Origin of the sequence: Streptomyces sp. NBC_01306 (genome assembly GCF_026340465.1) — a bacterium.
GTDB lineage: Bacteria > Actinomycetota > Actinomycetes > Streptomycetales > Streptomycetaceae > Streptomyces.
In genome coordinates, this window is sequence record NZ_JAPEPC010000001.1 from 2064748 (window position 1) to 2082140 (window position 17393).

Sequence of the window (17393 nt, forward strand, 5' to 3'; positions counted from 1 at the left end):
GACTGAGCGCTCTGCCCGGCCTGTCCGGCCGTGCAGAGCGCTCGGTCGCACTCGTCATGTGCGCGGGCCGGACGTCAGCCCATCGTCACCGTCAGGTACGTCTCCCCGGAACCGGGCGGGCGTGTCCAGGACACCGACTCGAAGGAATGCAGTCGGCCCTCGGTCAAGGCGAGGCGTGGCAGTGTGACGCCGTACTCATCCGCGACGGCGTCCAGCGCACGAGCCGCTGCGGCCGCATGGGCAGCCATGTCCGGGGGGCCGAAACCCAGGACGGCCGGGTCCAGTTCGGCCGGGATGGCGCCGGAGCTGTCCTCCACTGCTCCGGCCCGCACCGTGAACGCGTACAGCGGCGCCCCGCCCCGGGCGACCGAGACATGGAAGAGCGGGGCGGGCCGGTTCCACTCGCTCCACACCACGATCGCCCGGCCGCCGCCCGCGGAAGCTGCCTGCGCGGGAGAGACGAACCGGTCGCTGGAGAACCTGGCCGGGGACTCCTCCACTCCGAAGCTCCAGCCCGCTCCCGCCCGTCCGACGCTGAGCAGCGCCTTGTCGTCGTAACTGGAGAAACTCCGCTGACCGGGCCGGTGGTGACCGCTGACGTCCCAGCGTCTCAGCGGTGGGGAGAGCGCGGTGCCGGGCGACGAGCCGAGGAGTCCGGGCAGTTCGTCCGGGGCGGCCCCTTCGACCAGGACCATGCGGTAGTCGCACGGCGACGACTGCCCCGGTCGCAGTCCTCCGCCGCGTACGAGCCAGGACAGGCCGCCCGGGTCCTGGTCGCGGGCGGGGACCGGAGCCGGCCCCTGCTCGCCGCCGCGCGGGGTTGCCAGCAGCTCCGATCGCCGCTCGGCGGTGAGCACGGGAGCGAGCACGGGGTCGGCGAGCAGACCCACCGGGGCGATGTGGTCGGGGCCGAGCGGCTCCCACATCGGGACCACGGTGCGCAGGATCCGCCAGGCGGCGTCGGTGTCGCCCCAACGGGCCAGTTCGCGGGCCTCGTCGACCGCCTCGCCGAACGCGCCGCCCGGCCGGTAGCGGAAAGTCCCCTCGGTCATCTCGCGCAGGATGTCCGCCGCGGCCCGCGCGGTTTCGGGGAAGCGGTCGGCGTCGGCGAAGGGCAGGCCGTCCACGGAGCGGTGGCTGCCGAGCAGGTCGGCGGCGTGCAGGGGGAGCAACTCGGTGAGGAAGCGGGGGTCGCTGGGGTGCGGTGGCCGCCGGCCCGCCCCGTACGGCCCGCCCAGCTGTCCGATCTGGTGCAGCAGCTCGGTCACGCGCGGCCGGCCGTACCGCTGGGCCTCTCTCAGCAGTTCGGCCGCCTCTTCGTAACGGCCGCGCAGCGCCGCGATCCGGGCCCGGTCCACAGCGGCGTCCTGGGCTCGCGTCGTCCCGTTGACGAAGGCGGCGGCGCCCCGCTCCCCGTCCCGGCCTGCCTCCAGGTGGTGGAACTCCTGGTGCATGGCGACCATGAATTCCGCGAACGACGGGTACCGCTCGGGGTCCGAGGCCCGCCAGGACGACCACACCCGCACCGCCCACTCGCCGTCCGGCCCGACGTCCTCCGGGTCGAGCAGCACATAGGTGGCGTCCGACTGGACATCCAGCTGGAGCGCGCGGGACCACAGGCCGACCTGCGCGCGCGTCTCCTCCGGGTTGTCCTCGTCGCCCCAGAACTCGTCGTAGTCCTCACCGAGACCGCTCGCGTCCTCGTGCCAGTGGGCCTCGCGGGTGCCTGCCAGCATCCAGACGAAGCCGCCCGCATGCCGCCAGCCGTCACTGACCCGTAAGAACTCCCGGTAGGACGGCGGTATTTCGCATCCGAGCCGCGCCTCCATGCGGGCGATGTCCGTATCGGTGGCAGGCGCGGCCCCGAGCCATCTGCGCTGTTGGTCCTCCAGGTCGTCCGGGCTCAAGTCCCCCGAGCGGCCCTGCGCGTCGGCCCACTCCTCGCTCCACCGGGTGAGGAACTGCCGCCAGTCGAAAGTCTTCGTATCCATACCGGTGAATGCTTCCACCGGGCACTGACAGTCGGTCTGGCCGGCGTTCCGCGTACCCCACCGCGCGGAGCGGGAGCGTGCTGTCAGTGCCAGTTCCAGTCGATGAGGGTGCGCAGCGTGTCCGAGTGGAAGTCCGGGAAGTCCATGGGGACGACGCCGAGGTGCGTGGTGTCCGACAGCCGGCCGTTCAGATAGCTCTGCACTCCGGGCATGATCGCGTCCGCGTTGGTCTTGGGCCAGCCGCCGCCCGCGTAGCTGGTGAAGTTGATGTACATCAGCGCCGAATTCTGGTCGCCGGTGGCGTTGTCGAACTGCTGGGTGACCTTCGCGGTCTTCCGGGACGGCAGGGACAGCCCCTGGTAGATGTCCTGGAGCGAGAACCACTGGTTGGACAGGAAGTCGTTGTCGCCGCCCGGCCATTGCAGGATCGGCAGGTCGTTGTCGAACTGGGCGATCAGGACGATGCGGCCGCGCGCCTCGCCGAGCGTCGGCGCCCGGTCGGTGAGGAGGAACCAGGGGCGCCAGCCCTTGGTGTCGAGGTAGCCGTTCAGGACGTCCTTGAAGCCCGCGCCGACATCGTTGTTGGTGCCGTCCTCCTTCTTCAGTCGCATCACGATCGTCTCTCCGGGATGCTGCTGAAGGAAGTCGCGGCACTGGGTGAGCACCCCGTCGAAGGTGATGCCCTGGTAGAACCCGGCGTGGTAGATCCCGAACGAGTCGCCCATATGGTCCTGGAGGCCGTTGGCCCGGATGTCCAGGAACCGTATGCCGCGCTGGAGTTGCTCGGTGATCCCCCAGTTCTGGGTGTGCGACCACTCGGTGCCGTTGGCGGGATCGGTACAGCAGGAGTCGTGAGTACCGGGGATCGTCATCCGCAGCAGGGACAGCGCGTCGGGCAGCGCGCCCATCCAGTCGGCGGGAACCGCACTGCCGGTGGCGGCGGCCGCGCGCCGGGCGGTCGCGGCGTGCGCGGTGCCGCCGCCGGTCACGAGGGCGGCGGTGGTGACAGCGGCGGCGGAGCGTATGAGGGAGCGACGGCTCAGTGTCATGGGGCGGTTCCTGCCCCGCCGGAAGGCGTTCGCAACATCGGGCCGCGCTTGTTGCGCCTGCCCGCCGCTCAGGTCCTGTCCGGCCGGTCCTCATGGGCCGTGATCCGGCCTTCGGCACCGCGGTCCCGGCGCCCCGTTGCCTCGGCGCTCCGCGGCCGGCAGGCCGGGTCCGCGAAGTCGCTCCTGGCTCACGACTTTCGCGGACCCGGCCTGCCGGGAGGAGCGGGCTACAGTCCCGTCTCCTTGGTCACCAGGGCGACCGCCTCGTCCACGTCGTCCGTGACGTGGAACAGCAGCAGATCGCGCTCCGACGCCTTGCCCTGGGCGATCACCGTCCCGCGCAGCCAGTCGACCAGGCCGCCCCAGTACTCCGTACCGAAGAGCACGATCGGGAACCGGGTGACCTTCCGGGTCTGGACCAGGGTCAGTGCCTCGAACAGTTCGTCCAGGGTGCCGAGGCCGCCCGGCAGGACCACGAAGCCCTGCGCGTACTTCACGAACATCGTCTTGCGGACGAAGAAGTAGCGGAAGTTCACCCCGATGTCGACGTGCTGGTTGAGGCCCTGCTCGAAGGGCAGCTCGATCCCCAGCCCGACCGAGACGCCGTTGGCCTCCCTGGCGCCCTTGTTCGCCGCCTCCATCGCACCGGGGCCGCCGCCGGTGATGACCGCGAAGCCCGCGTCGACCAGCGCGCGGCCGATCCGTACCCCCGCCTCGTACTCCGGTGAACCCGGCGCGGTGCGGGCCGACCCGAAGACGCTGATCGCGCTGGGCAGTTCGGCCAGTGCGCCGAAGCCCTCCACGAACTCCGACTGGATGCGCATGACCCGCCAGGGGTCGGTGTGCAGCCAGTCGGCCGGGCCCTTCTCCGTGGTGTCGAGCAGCCGCTGGTCGGTGGTGCCGGGCTGGACCTGGTCCCGGCGGCGCACCACCGGGCCGAGCCGCTGTTCCTCCGGCGCCGGTGCTCCCTCAGGGTTGCCCATGTTGTGCTCCCTCCGCTGTACGTGTTCACACAGCCTAGGTCTGCACGTGTGACGAATGAGGAAATTCAGGCCGTCAGCCAGGCGCGGAGTCGTTCCTCGGTGTGCGAGATCCTGGTGATGTCGACCCGCTCGTCGCGCTTGTGCGCGAGCAGCGGGTTGCCGGGGCCGTAGTTCACCGCGGGGACCCCGAGCGCGCTGAAGCGCGACACGTCCGTCCAGCCGAACTTGGGGCGGGCCTCGCCGCCGACCGCCGCCATGAAGGCCGCCGCCGCCGGGTGCGAGAGGCCGGGGAGCGCGCCGCCGGTGTGGTCGTCGACGATGAACTCGTCGATGTCGCAGTCGGCGAAGAACTCCTTCACGTACGCCAGTGCCTGCTCCTCGCTGCGGTCCGGCGCGTAACGGAAGTTGACCACCACCGTGCAGGCGTCCGGGATGACGTTGTTGGCCACGCCCCCCTCGATCCGTACGGCGTTGAGGCCCTCGTGGAACTCCAGGCCGTCGATCACCGGCCTGCGCGGCTCGTACGCGGCCAGCTTCGCCAGGATCGGGGCGGCGGAGTGGATCGCGTTGGACCCCATCCAGGCGCGCGCCGAGTGGGAGCGCTCGCCCTTGGTGCGCAGGATGACCCGGAGCGTGCCCTGGCAGCCGCCCTCGACCTCGCCGTCGGAGGATTCGAGCAGGACGGCGAAGTCCGCCGCGAGCCAGTCGGGGTGCGTCTCGGACACGTGCTTGAGGCCGTTGAGTTCGGCCGCGACCTCTTCGTTGTCGTAGAAGACGAAGGTGAGGTCCCGGTTGGGCTCGGGCACGGTCGCCGCGATCCGCAGCTGTACCGCCACGCCCGACTTCATGTCACAGCTGCCGCAGCCCCACAGGACGCCGTTCTCGTCGAGCCGCGACGGGACGTTGTCCGCGATCGGCACGGTGTCGAGGTGTCCGGCCAGCACGACCCGCTCGGCGCGGCCGAGGTGTGTCCGGGCGACGACGTTGTTGCCGTACCGGTCGACCGTCAGGTGCGGCAGTGCCCTCAGCGCCTCCTCCACAGCGTCGGCGAGGGGCTTCTCGGTGCCGCTCACGGACGGGAAGTCGACCAGCTGTGCGGTCAGGGCCGGGGCATCGAGTGCGAGGTCAAGCGGGGTCTCTGACATGGCTCTGACCCTAACCCGGCTCCAGTACGGTGGGCCTCGTGTCCCAGCCCACTGCCGCGCCACACTGCGGCCGCTTCTTCCGGATCGTGGCCGCCGTCGCCGTGCTGCTGGCGCTGGCGGGCTATGTCCTGGTGCAGTACATCAGCGGTGGCGGCAGTGGTCCGCGCTGCACGGCTCAGGGCGGCGACGGGACCAGCTACCGGCTGAGCCCGGAGCAGGCCGTCAACGCGGCGACGATCTCCGCAGTGGGAACCTCGCGCGGAATGCCGGAGCGCGCGGTGACCATCGCGCTGGCGACCGCGCTCCAGGAGTCGGAGCTGCACAATCTCGACCACGGCGACCGCGACTCGCTCGGGCTCTTCCAGCAGCGGCCGTCGCAGGGCTGGGGCACGGCCAAGCAGGTCATGGATCCGGTCTACGCGTCGGGGAAGTTCTACGAGCACCTCGGGAAGATCCACGACTACTCGCGGCTGCCGCTGACGGTCGCCGCGCAGGAGGTGCAGCGCAGCGGCTTCCCGCAGGCGTACGCGAAGCAGGAGCCGGACGCCCAGCTGCTCGCGGCCGCACTGACCGGCAGGTCGCCCGCCTCGTTCTCCTGCGCGGCGACGAAGAGCAGCCTGGCGGGCGATCCGGCCGCGGTGCGCGCCGCGCTGAAGCGGGACTTCGGGTCCGGCGTGCTGCCCTCCGGGAAGTCGGCGCAGCCTTCGGAGGTCCGGCTGCCGGTCCGTACGACCACGGCGCGGGCCGTCGGGGCGCCAGGCACCGGGTCCGTCCAGCAGCGCGGCTGGGAGCTCGCGTACTGGGCGGTGGCCAACTCGGCCGCCCTCCACATCCAGCAGGTCTCCTACGCGGGCCAGGAGTGGACCGCGGCGACAAACCACGCACCGTGGCGCAGAACGGACACCACGCAGACCGTTTCGACGGGGCGGAGTGCGGGCCAGGGCGCCACCGAAGTCCGTATCGCCCTCACGAAATAGCGCCGGAAACGGACTCGTACGGGTACGCGATCCGTCACCCGGAAGCGGCTCCCCCGGCCCGCCGGGGGCGCCTTTCGCGGCCCCTCCGGGCGTTCTCGGCGAGCCTCCGGGGACCCCGTGGGAGGCAAGGGGAGTGACGGTTCAGCAGCCCCGCCGACGGGCCTCTGTTTGTCCGTTTTTATCCGAAAACGATAATGCGACGCATTGCAGACTCTTTACCTTGGTGCACCGCAACTTCCCCCTCCCCCCGAGCGGTTGTCACAGCGTCCGAACGCCGGACAGTCCAGTCCCCTCCCGCTCAAGGAGCACCATGTCCCTCTCCCTGACCCGTCGGATCGCCCGTACCGCGCTGCTGATCGCGGCGGGCGCGGCCCCCGTGGTCGGTGCGGCCGGCGTCGCAAGCGCCGCGGAACTCCCGCAGACCCCGAACCTGGGCGGCGTGACCGCCCTCGACGGCGCCGGCCTGGGCAACTCCGTCGACAGTGCGGCCCGGACGACCACCGGTATGGCCGGTGACACCGGCAGCAAGGCCGTCAAGAAGACCGTCCCGGCCGCGGGCAAGACCGTCGGCGCCGTCGGCAAGACCGCCGCTCCGGCCGCCCAGAAGGCCGCGGGCGACACCGCGGGCAGCGCGGGCACCCTGGTCGGCGGCACCGCGCAGAGCGCCGGCGGCACCCTGCCGTCCGCGGGCAAGCTGCCGGTCAACGGCGGCCTGCCGCTCGGCCAGTAGGACCCGGCCGGCATTCGGCCGGCAGGACCGGCCACTACGACTCGGCCGACAGCAAGGGGCCCCGGGGAGTTCACAGCTCACTCCCCGGGGCCCCTTCCGCGTACGGACCGCGCTCTCGCAGCCGGCGGGCTGCTCAGTCGGTGGACTGCTTCTCGCCCAGCCGCTTCACCGCGGCGGCCACCCGCTCGTCCGTGGCCGTCAGTGCGACGCGGACGAAGCGCTCGCCCGCCACGCCGTAGAAGTCACCGGGCGCCACCAGGATGCCCAGCTCCGCGAGGTGGGCGACGGTGTCCCAGCACTCCTCGTCGCGGGTCGCCCACAGGTAGAGGCTGGCCTCGCTGTGCTCGATCCGGAAGCCGTGCGCCTCCAGCGCGGTCCGCAGCGCGGTGCGCCGGGCCAGGTACCGCTCCCGCTGCTCCGTCACATGGGCGTCGTCGCCGAGCGCGGCCACCACCGCGGCCTGTACGGGCGCGGCCGTCATCATCCCGCCGTGCTTGCGGATCTGGAGCAGCTCGCCGAGTACGGCGGAGTCGCCCGCGATGAACGCGGCACGGTAGCCGGCCAGGTTGGAGCGCTTGGAGAGCGAGTGGACGGCGACCAGACCCTCGTACGTACCGCCGCAGACATCGGGGTGGAGCACGGAGACCGGTTCGGCCTCCCAGCCCAGCTCGAAGTAGCACTCGTCGCTCGCGATCAGGATGCCGTGCTCACGCGCCCAGGCCACGATCCGGACCAGCTCGTCCCGGCCGAGTACCTGACCGGTCGGGTTCGACGGCGAGTTGAGCCAGAGCAGCCTGAGCCCCTCGGGGTCCAGCTCCGTCGGGTCGTCGTACACGACCGGCTCCGCGCCGCAGAGCCGCGCGCCCACCTCGTACGTCGGGTAGGCGAGCCGCGGGTACGCCACCCGGTCACCGGCGCCCAGGCCGAGCTGCGTGGGCAGCCAGGCCACCAGCTCCTTGGAGCCGACGACGGGCAGCACGTTGGTGTGCGCGACCTCGCTCGCGCCGAGCCTGCGCTCGCACCAGCCGCTGATCGCGTCCCGCAGCTCGCGGGTCCCCCACACCGTGGGATACCCCGGCGAGTCGGCCGCCGCGACGAGCGCCTCGCGCACGATCAGGGGGACCGGGTCGACCGGTGTGCCGACGGAGAGGTCCACGATGCCGTCCGGGTGGGCGGCGGCCGTCGCCTTGTACGGCTCCAGCTTGTCCCAGGGGAAGGCGGGGAGGCGCGATGAGAGTGCGGACACGGGCTTTCACTTTCTCGTACGGGCGGACAGCGAATGCCGCGGTCCCGTACGGCGAGAGTGCCGTACGGGACCGGTTCGCTACGGGGTCAGCCGTTCTGCGGAGGCAGCGCCGCGATGAAGGGGTGGTCGCGCTCGATCAGGCCGAGCTTGGAGGCGCCACCGGGCGAGCCGAGCTCGTCGAAGTATTCGACGTTCGCCTTGTAGTAGTCCTTCCACTCCTCCGGGGTGTCGTCCTCGTAGAAGATCGCTTCCACCGGACAGACCGGCTCACAGGCACCACAGTCGACGCATTCGTCCGGGTGGATGTACAAGGACCGGGAGCCCTCGTAGATGCAGTCGACGGGGCACTCCTCGATGCACGCCTTGTCCTTGACGTCGACACAAGGCTGCGCGATGACGTAAGTCACGCTGTCGTTCCTCCTCGGTAGGGCTGCTCTGCGCGGGAGCGCGGCGTCGTCGATGCCCGCACCTAGTATCTCCGTTCCTGGGCGCGATCCGAACAGGAGGGGCGGAGAGAGCTGTGGAATTCACTACCGGCGGACGGCTCAAGGTCCGAATTACACCTGTTGACGTGGGCAAACGGGTATCAGTCAGGCAGCTGGCCAACGAGGCCGCACCAGGTGCGAAGTTCACCGACACGGTGGGTGTTCTCACATCATGGGACGACGGTGTGCTGTCCATCACACAACGGTCGGGCGTGTCGGTCCGCATCCCGGAATCGGCGCTCGTGGCGGGGAAGACGGTGCCCCCCGCGCCCGCGCGCCGGCGGGGCCCGTCGGCGACCTTCCCCGAACTGGCGCGGGCGGCGGCCCGCGCCTGGCAGCCGGTGGAGAGCGAGCAGCTCGGCGACTGGCAGCTGCGGGCCGCAGTCGAGGAGGTGCCGAGCGAAGCGCGTCGTCGGGGGGCGGAGGTCGGGCGACGGGAGGGATTCACCCGCCGCGCCAACTCCGTACTGCCGCTCGGCGATCCGGGCCGGCCGCTGGACGAGGCGCTGGAGCGGGTGACCGCCTGGTACGCGGAGCGCGGCCTGCCCGCGTACGTCCAGGTCTCCACCGGGCACGAGGGCACCCAGGAACTGCTCGCCGCCGCCCTCGAACAGCGCGGCTGGACCCGTGAGGTGAGCGCGCTCGTCCGGACCGGCGCACTGGCCCCCATCGGCGATCCGGTCCGCCCGCTGGACGATGCGGTCTCCCGGGTCGCGCTCTCCCGGACCTTCGACACGTCCTGGCTCGCCCGCTACCAGCGCTTCAGGACTGCGGATTCCGGGACCGCGGATCCGGCCGTCGCGAAGGTGCTCGGCAGCGGCCCTTCGACCTGGTTCGCCTCGGTCGCCGGTCCCGGCGATGTGCCCGCGGCCATCGGCCGCTGTGTGGTCGACGGGCGGTGGGCGGGGTTCATGGCGGTGGAGGTGGACCCGGCGGCCCGCCGCCAGGGGCTGGCGAGCGCCGTCATGACCGCACTGGCCTGCCGGGCGCTCGACGAGGGCGCGTCGGCGGCCTGGCTCCAGGTCGAGGAGGACAACGCCGGGGCCCGCGCCCTCTACGACGGTATGGGCTTCCGGACCCACCACAGCTATCACCACTACCGGCAGCACATCCCCACGGCATAGGCGGGTACGAGACCGATATGGACGAGCAATCCACCGACTGGCGCCAGCAGTTCGCCGAGGAGGCCCGCGCCGAGCGGCCCGATCTCGCCCTGCTCTGCCTGCTGGTGGGCACGGAGGCCGATCCCTCACTCGGCCAGGTCGGCATCGACACGGCCCAGATCGAACTGGACCGGCTGGCCGGGATGGTGCCGTACGGGGTGACCGGTGCCCGCGCCTGGGCCACCGCGCTCGGTGAACTCCTCGGCGTACAGCACGACTTCAGAGGCGGCGCCGCCGACTACCAGCGGCTGGAGTCCTCACTGCTGCACGAGGTGCTGCGGCGCAGGCGCGGGCTGCCGATCCTGCTCTCGGTGGTGTGGACCGAGGTCGCGCGGCGGGCCGGGGCCCCGGTGTACGGCGTGGCGCTGCCGGGCCACTTCGTGGTCGGCTTCGGCGATCCGTCGGGCCCGCCGGACGAGCAGGTGCTCGCCGATCCCTTCGGCGGCGGCCGGCTGCTCAGCGGCGAGGACGCGGGGGCCCTGGTCGCCGGAGCGACGGGGGCGCCCTTCGACCCGTCCATGCTCGCCCCGGCGGGTCCACTGGAGATCATCCTGCGGGTCCTGAACAACATCCGCGCCTGGGCGGCGGCCCGTCCGGAGCGCACGGACGTCCAGCTCTGGGCGATCGAACTCTCCCTGCTGCTGCCCGCCCACCCGGCGCGGCTGCGCTTCGAGCACGCCCAGCTGCTGGTCGAGCGAGGCGAATTCGTGCGCGGTGCGGTGGAGATGGAGGAGTACGCGGAGGTGGTCGCCGCGATCGACCCGGGAACGGCCGAGGCGGTCCGCGGACAGGCGAGGTCGGCCCGCGCGATGCTCAACTGACGGTGGCCCGGGCCTTTCGTCCGGATGGGGCCGGTCCGTTACGGGCGTAGCGGCCCGGCGCGATGCCCACGACGCGCTTGAAGTGCCGGGTCAGATGGGACTGGTCGTAGAACCCGGTGGCCACGGCCACCTCACCGGGCTGCTGTCCTTCGAGCAGCAGCCCCCGGGCCCGGTCGACCCGGCGGGATGTCAGGTACTGGTGCGGGGTGATACCGAAGGCGGCGCTGAACGCCCGTACCAGATGGGCGGGGTGGGCATGCACCTCCGCGGCTGCCTCCTGAAGCGTCACCCCCTGGACCAGCCGTGCGTCGAGCAGCTCCCGCAGCCGGTCCGCGACGGACCTGCCGTCGTCCTCCCGGCTGCGGGCCGCGGCGCCGGGCGCCAGGTGTCCGCGCAGCCGCTCGCTGATCAGGGCCAGCCGGCTCTCCGCCTCCAGCTCGTCGCCCCGGGAGGCCAGGGACGTGTGCAGCCGGCCGACGCGGCTGCGCAGCACCGGGTCGACGAGGTCGGGCCGGTCGACGGCGGCGCCGATGTACCCGGCGCCCAGCTGTGTCATGTCCAGATAGAGCACCCGTTTGCGGAAGCCCCGCGGGGTGGCGGGCGAACCGTTGTGGGGCACGTGCGGAGGCAGCAGCGAGACGGTGTCGTGCGGGGTGCCGTGCTCATGGCGGTCGAGGTCGTACCGCACCGCCCCGTCGTCGACGATCAGCAGGGTCCAGGCGTCATGGACATGCATCGGGTAGGCGTGCTCGGTGAAGTGCGCATGGAAGACCTCCACGACACCCGCCACGGGCGGGCGCCATGCGGAGACCTCCGGCCCGGACACCATGCAAAGAACGTACAAGACGGCGCGCGGGACCGGTCGGCAGTCTCGGAGCATGAGAACCGAGACCGCCCCCGACCGCGCCGTCCCCGGCCACACCACTCCCGACCTCGCCGTGCCCGGCCCCGCCGCCGACAGCCTCACGGGCAGCGCCCGCGACGGCGCACCGGTCCGCTTCGACACCAAGATCGCTGTACTGCTGCACGAGGACCTGGAGACCTGGCAGCGGCTGAATGTCACCGCGTTCCTGGTCAGCGGCCTGGGCCTGACGGTGCCCGAGGTGGTCGGCGAACCGTACGCCGACGCCGACGACACCGCCTATCTGCCGATGTTCCGGCAGCCCGTGCTGGTCTTCGAGGGCACTGGCGCGACGCTGACCACCGCGCACTCCCGAGTCCTGTCCCGCGCACTCCCCCGGGCCGTCTTCACCCGCGATCTGTTCCGTACGGGCAATGACCGGGACAATCGGGCGGCGGTCCGGGCGGTCGGGCGTGACCAGCTCGATCTGGTGGGGCTCGCGGTGTACGGCCCGCGCAACGCGGTGGACAAGGTGCTGAAGGGGGCCCGGATGCACCCGTGAGCCGCTTCTCCGGTCCGTAGCGCCGGGCAGGGCAGGGCCGTAGCGCCGGGCAGGGCAGGGCCGTACTGCCGGGCAGGGCCGGACTGTACTGCCGGGCAGGGCCCGGGGCTTGTCCTCACAGGCGCCGCACAGGCGGATATCGCGGTTGCTTACGATGCGTGTCGGTGAGGCGCCCTCGCGGCTCCGACCCTCCGTCCTGTGCCGCAGCCGCTCCGGAAGCCTCCTTCATGTCCCTTGCCCACATATCGCGTCCGTCGCCCTGCTTCCCGGAGGCCGGACCGACGTCCGCCGCCGCTCCGGCCGGCCCGGACCGCCGCCGCGTTCTCGTCTGGTCGATACCGATGCTGTGGACCTTCTGTCTGGGGCTGTGGGGGCTGTCGCGACAGGGCAGTGTGTGGCGGGACGAGGCCGCGACCTGGCAGGTGGCCCAGCGCTCCACGGCTGAGATATGGCACATGCTGGGGAACGTCGACGTCGTGCACGGGTGCTACTACCTGCTGATGCACTGGCTGTTCGAGTGCTTCGGACCCAGCACCACCACGCTGCGGCTGCCCTCGGTACTGGCCACCGGGGTGGCGGCGGCCTGTGTGGCGGTTGTCGGCCGCCGGCTGGCCGGTATGTGGGCCGGCCTGGCGGGCGGGATGGCCTTCGGGCTGCTTCCGGCCGTGCAGTTCTATCTCCAGGAGGGTCGGCCGTACGCACTGGTCGCGGCCGGGGCCGGGATCTCCACGGCACTGCTGGTGACCCTGTTGCAGGGGCGGGGCCGGACGGCGTACTGGGCGGCCTACGGCGGCACCGTCCTGCTGGGCGGGCTCCTGAACTGGCTCTCGCTCATGATCCTCCCGGCCCATCTGGCGACTCTGGCCTGGAGCCGGGCCGGCCGCGCGGTGTGGAAACGCTGGGCGGCCGGCTCCGTGGCCGCCACGGTCTGTGTGCTGCCGTTGATCCTCTTCAGCCGGGGCCAGGCCGCGCAGGTGTCCTGGATACCGCCGCTGACCTGGCACATGATGATCGGCCCCGCCGTGCTGCTGGTGATCGGCGGAGTCTGCGTACTGTTCGACCGCCCCCGGGCGAGCCGGCTGTCGGTGACAGCCGTCGGGCTGCCGCTGCTGGCGGTGCCGCAGCTCGGCCTCATCGGTCTCTCGCTGATCCAGCCGCTGTTCCTGGACCGGTACATCCTCTTCAGTCTGCTGGGGCTCGCGCTGCTCATCGGTGCGGGGATCGGCTCGGCGATACGGGCGGTGAGACCCCGGCACCCGAGAGCGTCGATATGGGTCCTGCCCGCGGTGATCGCCGTGGCGACGGTGGCGTTACTGCCGCAGTCGCTGGCCAAGCGGTCCCCGTCGAGCCGGGTGGACGACGTCATGGCTGTGGCCTCGGACGTACGGCGGCTGAAGCAGAACGGGAACGCAGTGCTCTTCGTCCCGTCGGCGCGCCGGGACACCAAGTCCGTTTCCCCGAGCGCCTTTTCGGGGCTGCGGGACATAGCTCTGGTGCAGAGCCCGGAGAAGTCCGGGACCCTGAAGGGCCTGGAGGCCGACCCCGGCCGCATACGTGCGGCGATGCTGGCCCAGCAGTGGATCCTGCTGGTGACGGACACACCGGAGGTGGCGAAACCGGTGGCCGGCGAACGGGACAGGACGAAGACCGCCGTGCTGAAGAAGTACTTCAGGGCCGTTGCCGACCAGCAGGTCCATGGCCGCCGGGTCACGGTGTACGAGCGGCGGGCGACGGCTCACTGAGCCGCGGCTCCGGGGCGCCGCCCGGGCGCGCGGCAGCGCACCTCGCCACGACGGCGGGAGAGCCCCTCAGAGCCAGCCCTTCTCACGGGCGATCCGCACCGCCTCGGCCCGGTTGCGGGCCGTCAGTTTCTGGATCGCCGTCGAGAGGTAGTTGCGGACGGTCCCCTGCGACAGGTGCAGCGCCGCCGCCAGTTCCGCGTTGGTCGAGCCGTCCGCAGCCGCCCGCAGCACGTCGCGCTCGCGGTCCGTCAGCGGGTTCGCGCCGTCCGAGAGGGCCGCGGCCGCCAGGGTGGGGTCGATGACCCGCTCGCCGTCGAGCACCTTCCGTACCGCGGTGGCCAGTTGGGCCGCCGGTGCGTCCTTGACCAGGAAGGCGTGGGCGCCCGACTCCATGGCCCGGCGCAGATAGCCGGGGCGGCCGAAGGTGGTCAGGACGACGACCTTGAGCGCGGGCAGTTCACGGTGGAGCTGGGCCGCGGCGTCGATGCCGGTCATGCCCGGCATCTCGATGTCGAGCAGCGCGACGTCCACGGAGTGGGTCCTGGCCGCGGCCAGGACCTCGTCGCCGCGGGCCACCTGGGCCACGACCTCGAAATCCGGCTCCAGGCCGAGCAGCGCGGCAAGGGCCTCCCGGACCATGGCCTGGTCCTCGGCGAGCAAGAGCCTGATCATGCCCCGGATCCTATGGGGACGCGGGCGGTGAGGGTGAAGCCGGGACCGGCCTGCGTATCGAGCGTGCCGCCGGCCTGGGCGAGGCGCTCGGCCAGGCCGGTGAGCCCGTTCCCGCGCGGTCCGGCCACGGCGTGCCTGCCGTCGTCACGCACCATGAGTTCGAGGCGGCGGCCGTCCAGGGTCTGCCGGGAGCTGAGCGCCACCGTGCAGTGGCGGGCCGCGCTGTGCCGGACGACGTTGGTGATGCCCTCGCGCAGCGCCCAGGCCAGGGCGGCCTCCTGGTCCTCGTCCAGGTCGCCGGTCCGGCAGTCCTCCGGCACATCGGTGGGCACATCGGCCGCGATGCCCGCGGCCGCCAGCGCGGTGCGGGCGCCCGCCAGTTCACCGGGCAGGGTGGGGCGGCGGTAGCCGGTGACCGCTTCCCGTACGTCCGCCAGCGCCTGTCTGCTGACCTGCTCGATGTCCGCGACCTGGGCGGCAGCCTGCCCCGGCCGGTCGGGGAGCATCCGGCCGGCCAGCTCGGACTTGAGGGTGATCAGCGACAGGGAGTGGCCGAGGAGGTCATGGAGGTCGCGGGCCATCCGCAGCCGCTCCTCGTTGGCGGCGAGCTGGGCGACCGTGGCGCGGGCCTGCTTCAGCTCGACCGTCGTACGGATCAGCTGCCGCACCCCGGTCATCGCGAACCCGCCGAGCAGCGCCGGGATGAGCAGTGGTCCCGCGAGCTCCAGCGGATGGTCGTCGCGGAGCGAGAGGAGGCACATCAGCGCCGTGGTCCCGAGGATCCCCCAGGTCGCCCTGCGCAGGGGCAGGACCGCACCGCAGTTGACCGCCACGTACACGAAGAGCACGAGCCAGGGGGAGCCGAGGGTGAGGTTGAGGCCGATGGCGAGGGCGCCGAGGACGGCCAGGGTGAGGTGGATCGTCCTCGTCGGGAGCGAGCGGCTGGTGTTGCGGAAGACCATGACGAGATACAGGCCGACGAAGACGGTCAGCCCGGTCCAGCCGAGCGCCTGCTCGGCAGCCGAGTAGCGGCCGTCGAGCAGCGCGTTCAGCGGGGTGCTCAGGAAGATCAGCCAGATGCCGATCCAGACCATCTTCCTGGCGGCCTCCCGGCGGTTCTCGGGTACTTTTCCGATACCGACCGCTCTTTCCTCGTTCACGCCTTCAGTGTGTCCTTCCGGTACAGCCAGGCGGCGCCGCCTGCGAAGATCACGAAGTACACGAACAGGATGGCGACGTCCTTGATGTGCGGGGCGTTGCCCACCTCGATGGCCTGGCCGAGGCCGGCGTACGCATGGGTGGGCAGCCACTCCGCGATGTTCTGCAGCCACTGCGGGAAGGACGTCGTGGGCAGCCACAGGCCGCCGAGGATCGACAGGCCGAAGTAGATGATCATCGTGATCGGGCGGACCGCGTCACCGCTCGCGACGTACCCGATGGCGACCCCCAGCGCGGCGAAGACCAGGCTGCCGGCCCAGATGACTCCGGTCAGGGCCAGCCACTGCCAGGCGTCGAACCGTACGTCCTTGGCGAGCGCCGCGACGATGAAGACCACGACGATGCAGGGCAGGGTGACCACCGCCGCACTGCCGATCTTCGCGAGGACATAGCCGCGGCCCGGCAGCGAGGTGAGGCGCAGCTGGCGCACCCAGCCCTTCTCGCGCTCCTTGGCGATGCGCTCGCTGTTGCCCATCAGGACTGCGGTGAGCGCGCCGAAGGAGGCCATCGCGACCACGTAGAAGTTCTGCAGCGTGAGGTTGGTGCCGCCCACCTTGTCCGACGAGGACGCGCCGCTCGCGATGATCAGATAGAGCATCGACGGGTAGAGGATCGAGAAGAACATGAACTTCTTGTTCCGCAGGGTCCGGGTGATTTCGAGCTTGACCAGGGTGCTCATACTGCTTTGGCCTCCTCGGCCTCGGTGATGGCGACGAAGGCCTGCTCCAGGCCGAGCCCTGAGACTTCGAGGTTGCGGGGGAAGAGCCCGAGTCCGTACAGCGCGTGGACGGTGGCGTCGGCGTCGGACGACTGGATACGGACGGTGCGGCCCGAGACGTCGAAGGCCGTCAGGAACGGGAGACCGCGCAGCACGCCCTCGTCGATGGCGCCCTCCAGGTCGAAGGCGATCCGCCGGGCACCGGCCTTGGCCTTGATCTCGGACGCGGTCCCGTCGGCGAGCAGCCGGCCCTTGTGGAGGACCAGGACGCGGTCGGCGATGGCGTCCGCCTCCTCCAGGTAGTGCGTGGCGAAGAGGACCGTACGGCCCTGGTCGGCCTGTTCACGCATGGTGGCCCAGAAGGCGTGGCGCGCGGAGACGTCCATCCCGGTGGTCGGCTCGTCGAGGACGATCAGGTCGTTGTCCCCGGCCGTCGCCAGCGCGAAGCGGACGCGCTGCTCCTGGCCGCCGGAGAGCTTGTTGACCATGCGGTCGGCGATCTGTGTGATGCCCGCGCGGTCCAGTACGTCGGCGACCGGGCGCGGGTGGCTGTGCAGGTCGCAGGCCAGCTGGACCAGCTCGCGGACCTTGACGTCCTCCATCAGGCCACCGCTCTGCAGCATCGCGCCGACCCGGCCGTCCCTGATGGCCTGCTCGGGGGTGGTGCCGAAGACCCGGACGGTGCCCGAGTCGGCATTGCGCAGTCCGAGCAGCAGGTCGAGCGTCGATGACTTGCCCGCCCCGTTGGGGCCGAGGAGTGCGACGGTCTCGCCGGGGTGCAGGTCAAGGGTGAGACCGGCTACGGCGTGTACCTCGCCGTAGCTCTTGTTCACGTTCTCGAAGCTCACCACGGTGGTGGGCGGTGCTGTCGTCTTCGTCATGAGAACAGCGTCGCTCACCGGGCTGTGCGGCGGCAGAGCCGCCTGTCGTGAATCGTCGATGACAGATGTCATAGCGGGGCCCATGACACGGCCCCCGCCGATGTGGTGACGCCGCCGGTCGGCGTCAGGTGGTCGGCGGGGGCCGGGCAGTCCTGGTCGGACGCGGCTG

Annotated in this window: 17 protein-coding genes; 6 read left to right on the forward strand and 11 right to left on the reverse strand. The window is 71.4% G+C overall.

What is annotated here, in order from left to right; all coding sequences use genetic code 11:
- Window positions 1-74 precede the first annotated feature (74 nt).
- From OG385_RS08830 to dapE, 4 genes are all read right to left on the reverse strand, one after another.
- Window positions 75-1991, reverse strand: coding sequence for an SMI1/KNR4 family protein (locus OG385_RS08830; RefSeq protein WP_266853411.1), 1917 nt, complete (start codon window positions 1989-1991; stop codon window positions 75-77).
- Window positions 1992-2074: 83 nt separating this feature from the next.
- Window positions 2075-3040, reverse strand: a complete 966-nt coding sequence (locus OG385_RS08835) for a phosphatidylinositol-specific phospholipase C (RefSeq protein WP_266853413.1) — start codon at window positions 3038-3040, stop codon at window positions 2075-2077.
- Window positions 3041-3267: 227 nt separating this feature from the next.
- Complete coding sequence (locus OG385_RS08840; RefSeq protein ID WP_266853415.1) at window positions 3268-4023, reverse strand: TIGR00730 family Rossman fold protein; 756 nt, start codon at window positions 4021-4023, stop codon at window positions 3268-3270.
- A 65-nt stretch (window positions 4024-4088) separates the two neighbouring features.
- Window positions 4089-5168, reverse strand: coding sequence for a succinyl-diaminopimelate desuccinylase (gene dapE, locus OG385_RS08845; RefSeq protein WP_266853417.1), 1080 nt, complete (start codon window positions 5166-5168; stop codon window positions 4089-4091).
- Window positions 5169-5206: 38 nt separating this feature from the next.
- On the opposite strand from dapE, the gene OG385_RS08850 reads away from it, so the two are divergent.
- Window positions 5207-6145, forward strand: coding sequence for a heavy metal transporter (locus OG385_RS08850; protein WP_266853419.1), 939 nt, complete (start codon window positions 5207-5209; stop codon window positions 6143-6145).
- Between the two features lie 310 nt (window positions 6146-6455).
- On the forward strand, window positions 6456-6875 hold the full coding sequence (locus tag OG385_RS08855) for an ATP-binding protein (RefSeq protein WP_266853421.1): 420 nt from the start codon (window positions 6456-6458) through the stop codon (window positions 6873-6875).
- 133 nt (window positions 6876-7008) lie between these two features.
- Here the strand turns inward: OG385_RS08855 and dapC are convergent, their stop codons facing one another.
- Both dapC and fdxA read right to left on the reverse strand, forming a co-directional pair.
- Window positions 7009-8121: a succinyldiaminopimelate transaminase gene (gene dapC, locus OG385_RS08860; protein ID WP_266853423.1), complete on the reverse strand. Its 1113-nt coding sequence runs from the start codon at window positions 8119-8121 to the stop codon at window positions 7009-7011.
- Window positions 8122-8207: 86 nt separating this feature from the next.
- Window positions 8208-8528 carry a ferredoxin gene (gene fdxA / locus OG385_RS08865; RefSeq protein ID WP_164267011.1) on the reverse strand — a complete coding sequence of 107 codons (321 nt, stop codon included), beginning with the start codon at window positions 8526-8528 and terminating at the stop codon, window positions 8208-8210.
- 113 nt (window positions 8529-8641) lie between these two features.
- Between fdxA and OG385_RS08870 the strand changes: the two genes are divergently transcribed.
- The gene (locus OG385_RS08870; RefSeq protein WP_266853426.1) at window positions 8642-9730 is read left to right on the forward strand and encodes a GNAT family N-acetyltransferase; all 1089 of its coding nucleotides are present in this window, start codon (window positions 8642-8644) and stop codon (window positions 9728-9730) included.
- Window positions 9731-9747: 17 nt separating this feature from the next.
- Window positions 9748-10590 carry a transglutaminase-like domain-containing protein gene (locus tag OG385_RS08875; protein WP_266853428.1) on the forward strand — a complete coding sequence of 281 codons (843 nt, stop codon included), beginning with the start codon at window positions 9748-9750 and terminating at the stop codon, window positions 10588-10590.
- Here OG385_RS08875 and OG385_RS08880 read toward each other — a convergent pair.
- Window positions 10583-11419 (reverse strand): AraC family transcriptional regulator, encoded by an 837-nt coding sequence (locus OG385_RS08880; protein ID WP_266853430.1) that lies wholly within the window; start codon window positions 11417-11419, stop codon window positions 10583-10585. The two genes, OG385_RS08875 and OG385_RS08880, sit on opposite strands and share 8 nt — an antisense overlap.
- 49 nt (window positions 11420-11468) lie before the next feature.
- Between OG385_RS08880 and OG385_RS08885 the strand changes: the two genes are divergently transcribed.
- Together OG385_RS08885 and OG385_RS08890 are read left to right on the forward strand one after the other, a co-directional pair.
- Entirely contained in the window at window positions 11469-11993 is a 525-nt protein-coding gene (locus OG385_RS08885) for a DUF2000 domain-containing protein (RefSeq protein ID WP_266853432.1), read from the forward strand.
- Between the two features lie 341 nt (window positions 11994-12334).
- Window positions 12335-13735, forward strand: a complete 1401-nt coding sequence (locus OG385_RS08890) for a glycosyltransferase family 39 protein (protein ID WP_266860728.1) — start codon at window positions 12335-12337, stop codon at window positions 13733-13735.
- Window positions 13736-13801: 66 nt separating this feature from the next.
- On the opposite strand, the gene OG385_RS08895 is transcribed toward OG385_RS08890, so the two are convergent.
- Genes OG385_RS08895 through OG385_RS08910 form a run of 4 tightly spaced genes read right to left on the reverse strand, consistent with a single transcriptional unit; the run spans window position 13802 to window position 17224 of the window.
- Window positions 13802-14416, reverse strand: a complete 615-nt coding sequence (locus tag OG385_RS08895; RefSeq protein WP_266860729.1) for a response regulator transcription factor — start codon at window positions 14414-14416, stop codon at window positions 13802-13804.
- Window positions 14404-15567, reverse strand: a complete 1164-nt coding sequence (locus OG385_RS08900; RefSeq protein WP_266853433.1) for a sensor histidine kinase — start codon at window positions 15565-15567, stop codon at window positions 14404-14406. The genes OG385_RS08895 and OG385_RS08900 overlap by 13 nt, the downstream gene beginning before the upstream one ends.
- Window positions 15564-16304 carry an ABC transporter permease gene (locus OG385_RS08905; protein WP_266853435.1) on the reverse strand — a complete coding sequence of 247 codons (741 nt, stop codon included), beginning with the start codon at window positions 16302-16304 and terminating at the stop codon, window positions 15564-15566. The genes OG385_RS08900 and OG385_RS08905 overlap by 4 nt, the downstream gene beginning before the upstream one ends.
- The gene (locus tag OG385_RS08910) at window positions 16301-17224 is read right to left on the reverse strand and encodes an ABC transporter ATP-binding protein (protein WP_266853437.1); all 924 of its coding nucleotides are present in this window, start codon (window positions 17222-17224) and stop codon (window positions 16301-16303) included. The genes OG385_RS08905 and OG385_RS08910 overlap by 4 nt, the downstream gene beginning before the upstream one ends.
- Window positions 17225-17393 lie beyond the last annotated feature (169 nt).

Excerpts from the sequence above, each read along its gene's own strand:
- OG385_RS08880 (WP_266853430.1), bottom strand. The coding sequence starts at position 11,419 with ATGGTGTCCGGGCCGGAGGTCTCCGCATGGCGCCCGCCCGTGGCGGGT.
- OG385_RS08830 (WP_266853411.1), bottom strand. The coding sequence starts at position 1,991 with ATGGATACGAAGACTTTCGACTGGCGGCAGTTCCTCACCCGGTGGAGC.
- OG385_RS08910 (WP_266853437.1), bottom strand. The coding sequence starts at position 17,224 with ATGACGAAGACGACAGCACCGCCCACCACCGTGGTGAGCTTCGAGAAC.
- OG385_RS08905 (WP_266853435.1), bottom strand. The coding sequence starts at position 16,304 with ATGAGCACCCTGGTCAAGCTCGAAATCACCCGGACCCTGCGGAACAAG.
- OG385_RS08840 (WP_266853415.1), bottom strand. The coding sequence starts at position 4,023 with ATGGGCAACCCTGAGGGAGCACCGGCGCCGGAGGAACAGCGGCTCGGC.
- OG385_RS08875 (WP_266853428.1), top strand. The coding sequence starts at position 9,748 with ATGGACGAGCAATCCACCGACTGGCGCCAGCAGTTCGCCGAGGAGGCC.
- OG385_RS08890 (WP_266860728.1), top strand. The coding sequence starts at position 12,335 with ATGCTGTGGACCTTCTGTCTGGGGCTGTGGGGGCTGTCGCGACAGGGC.
- OG385_RS08855 (WP_266853421.1), top strand. The coding sequence starts at position 6,456 with ATGTCCCTCTCCCTGACCCGTCGGATCGCCCGTACCGCGCTGCTGATC.
- dapE (WP_266853417.1), bottom strand. The coding sequence starts at position 5,168 with ATGTCAGAGACCCCGCTTGACCTCGCACTCGATGCCCCGGCCCTGACC.
- OG385_RS08885 (WP_266853432.1), top strand. The coding sequence starts at position 11,469 with ATGAGAACCGAGACCGCCCCCGACCGCGCCGTCCCCGGCCACACCACT.
- OG385_RS08835 (WP_266853413.1), bottom strand. The coding sequence starts at position 3,040 with ATGACACTGAGCCGTCGCTCCCTCATACGCTCCGCCGCCGCTGTCACC.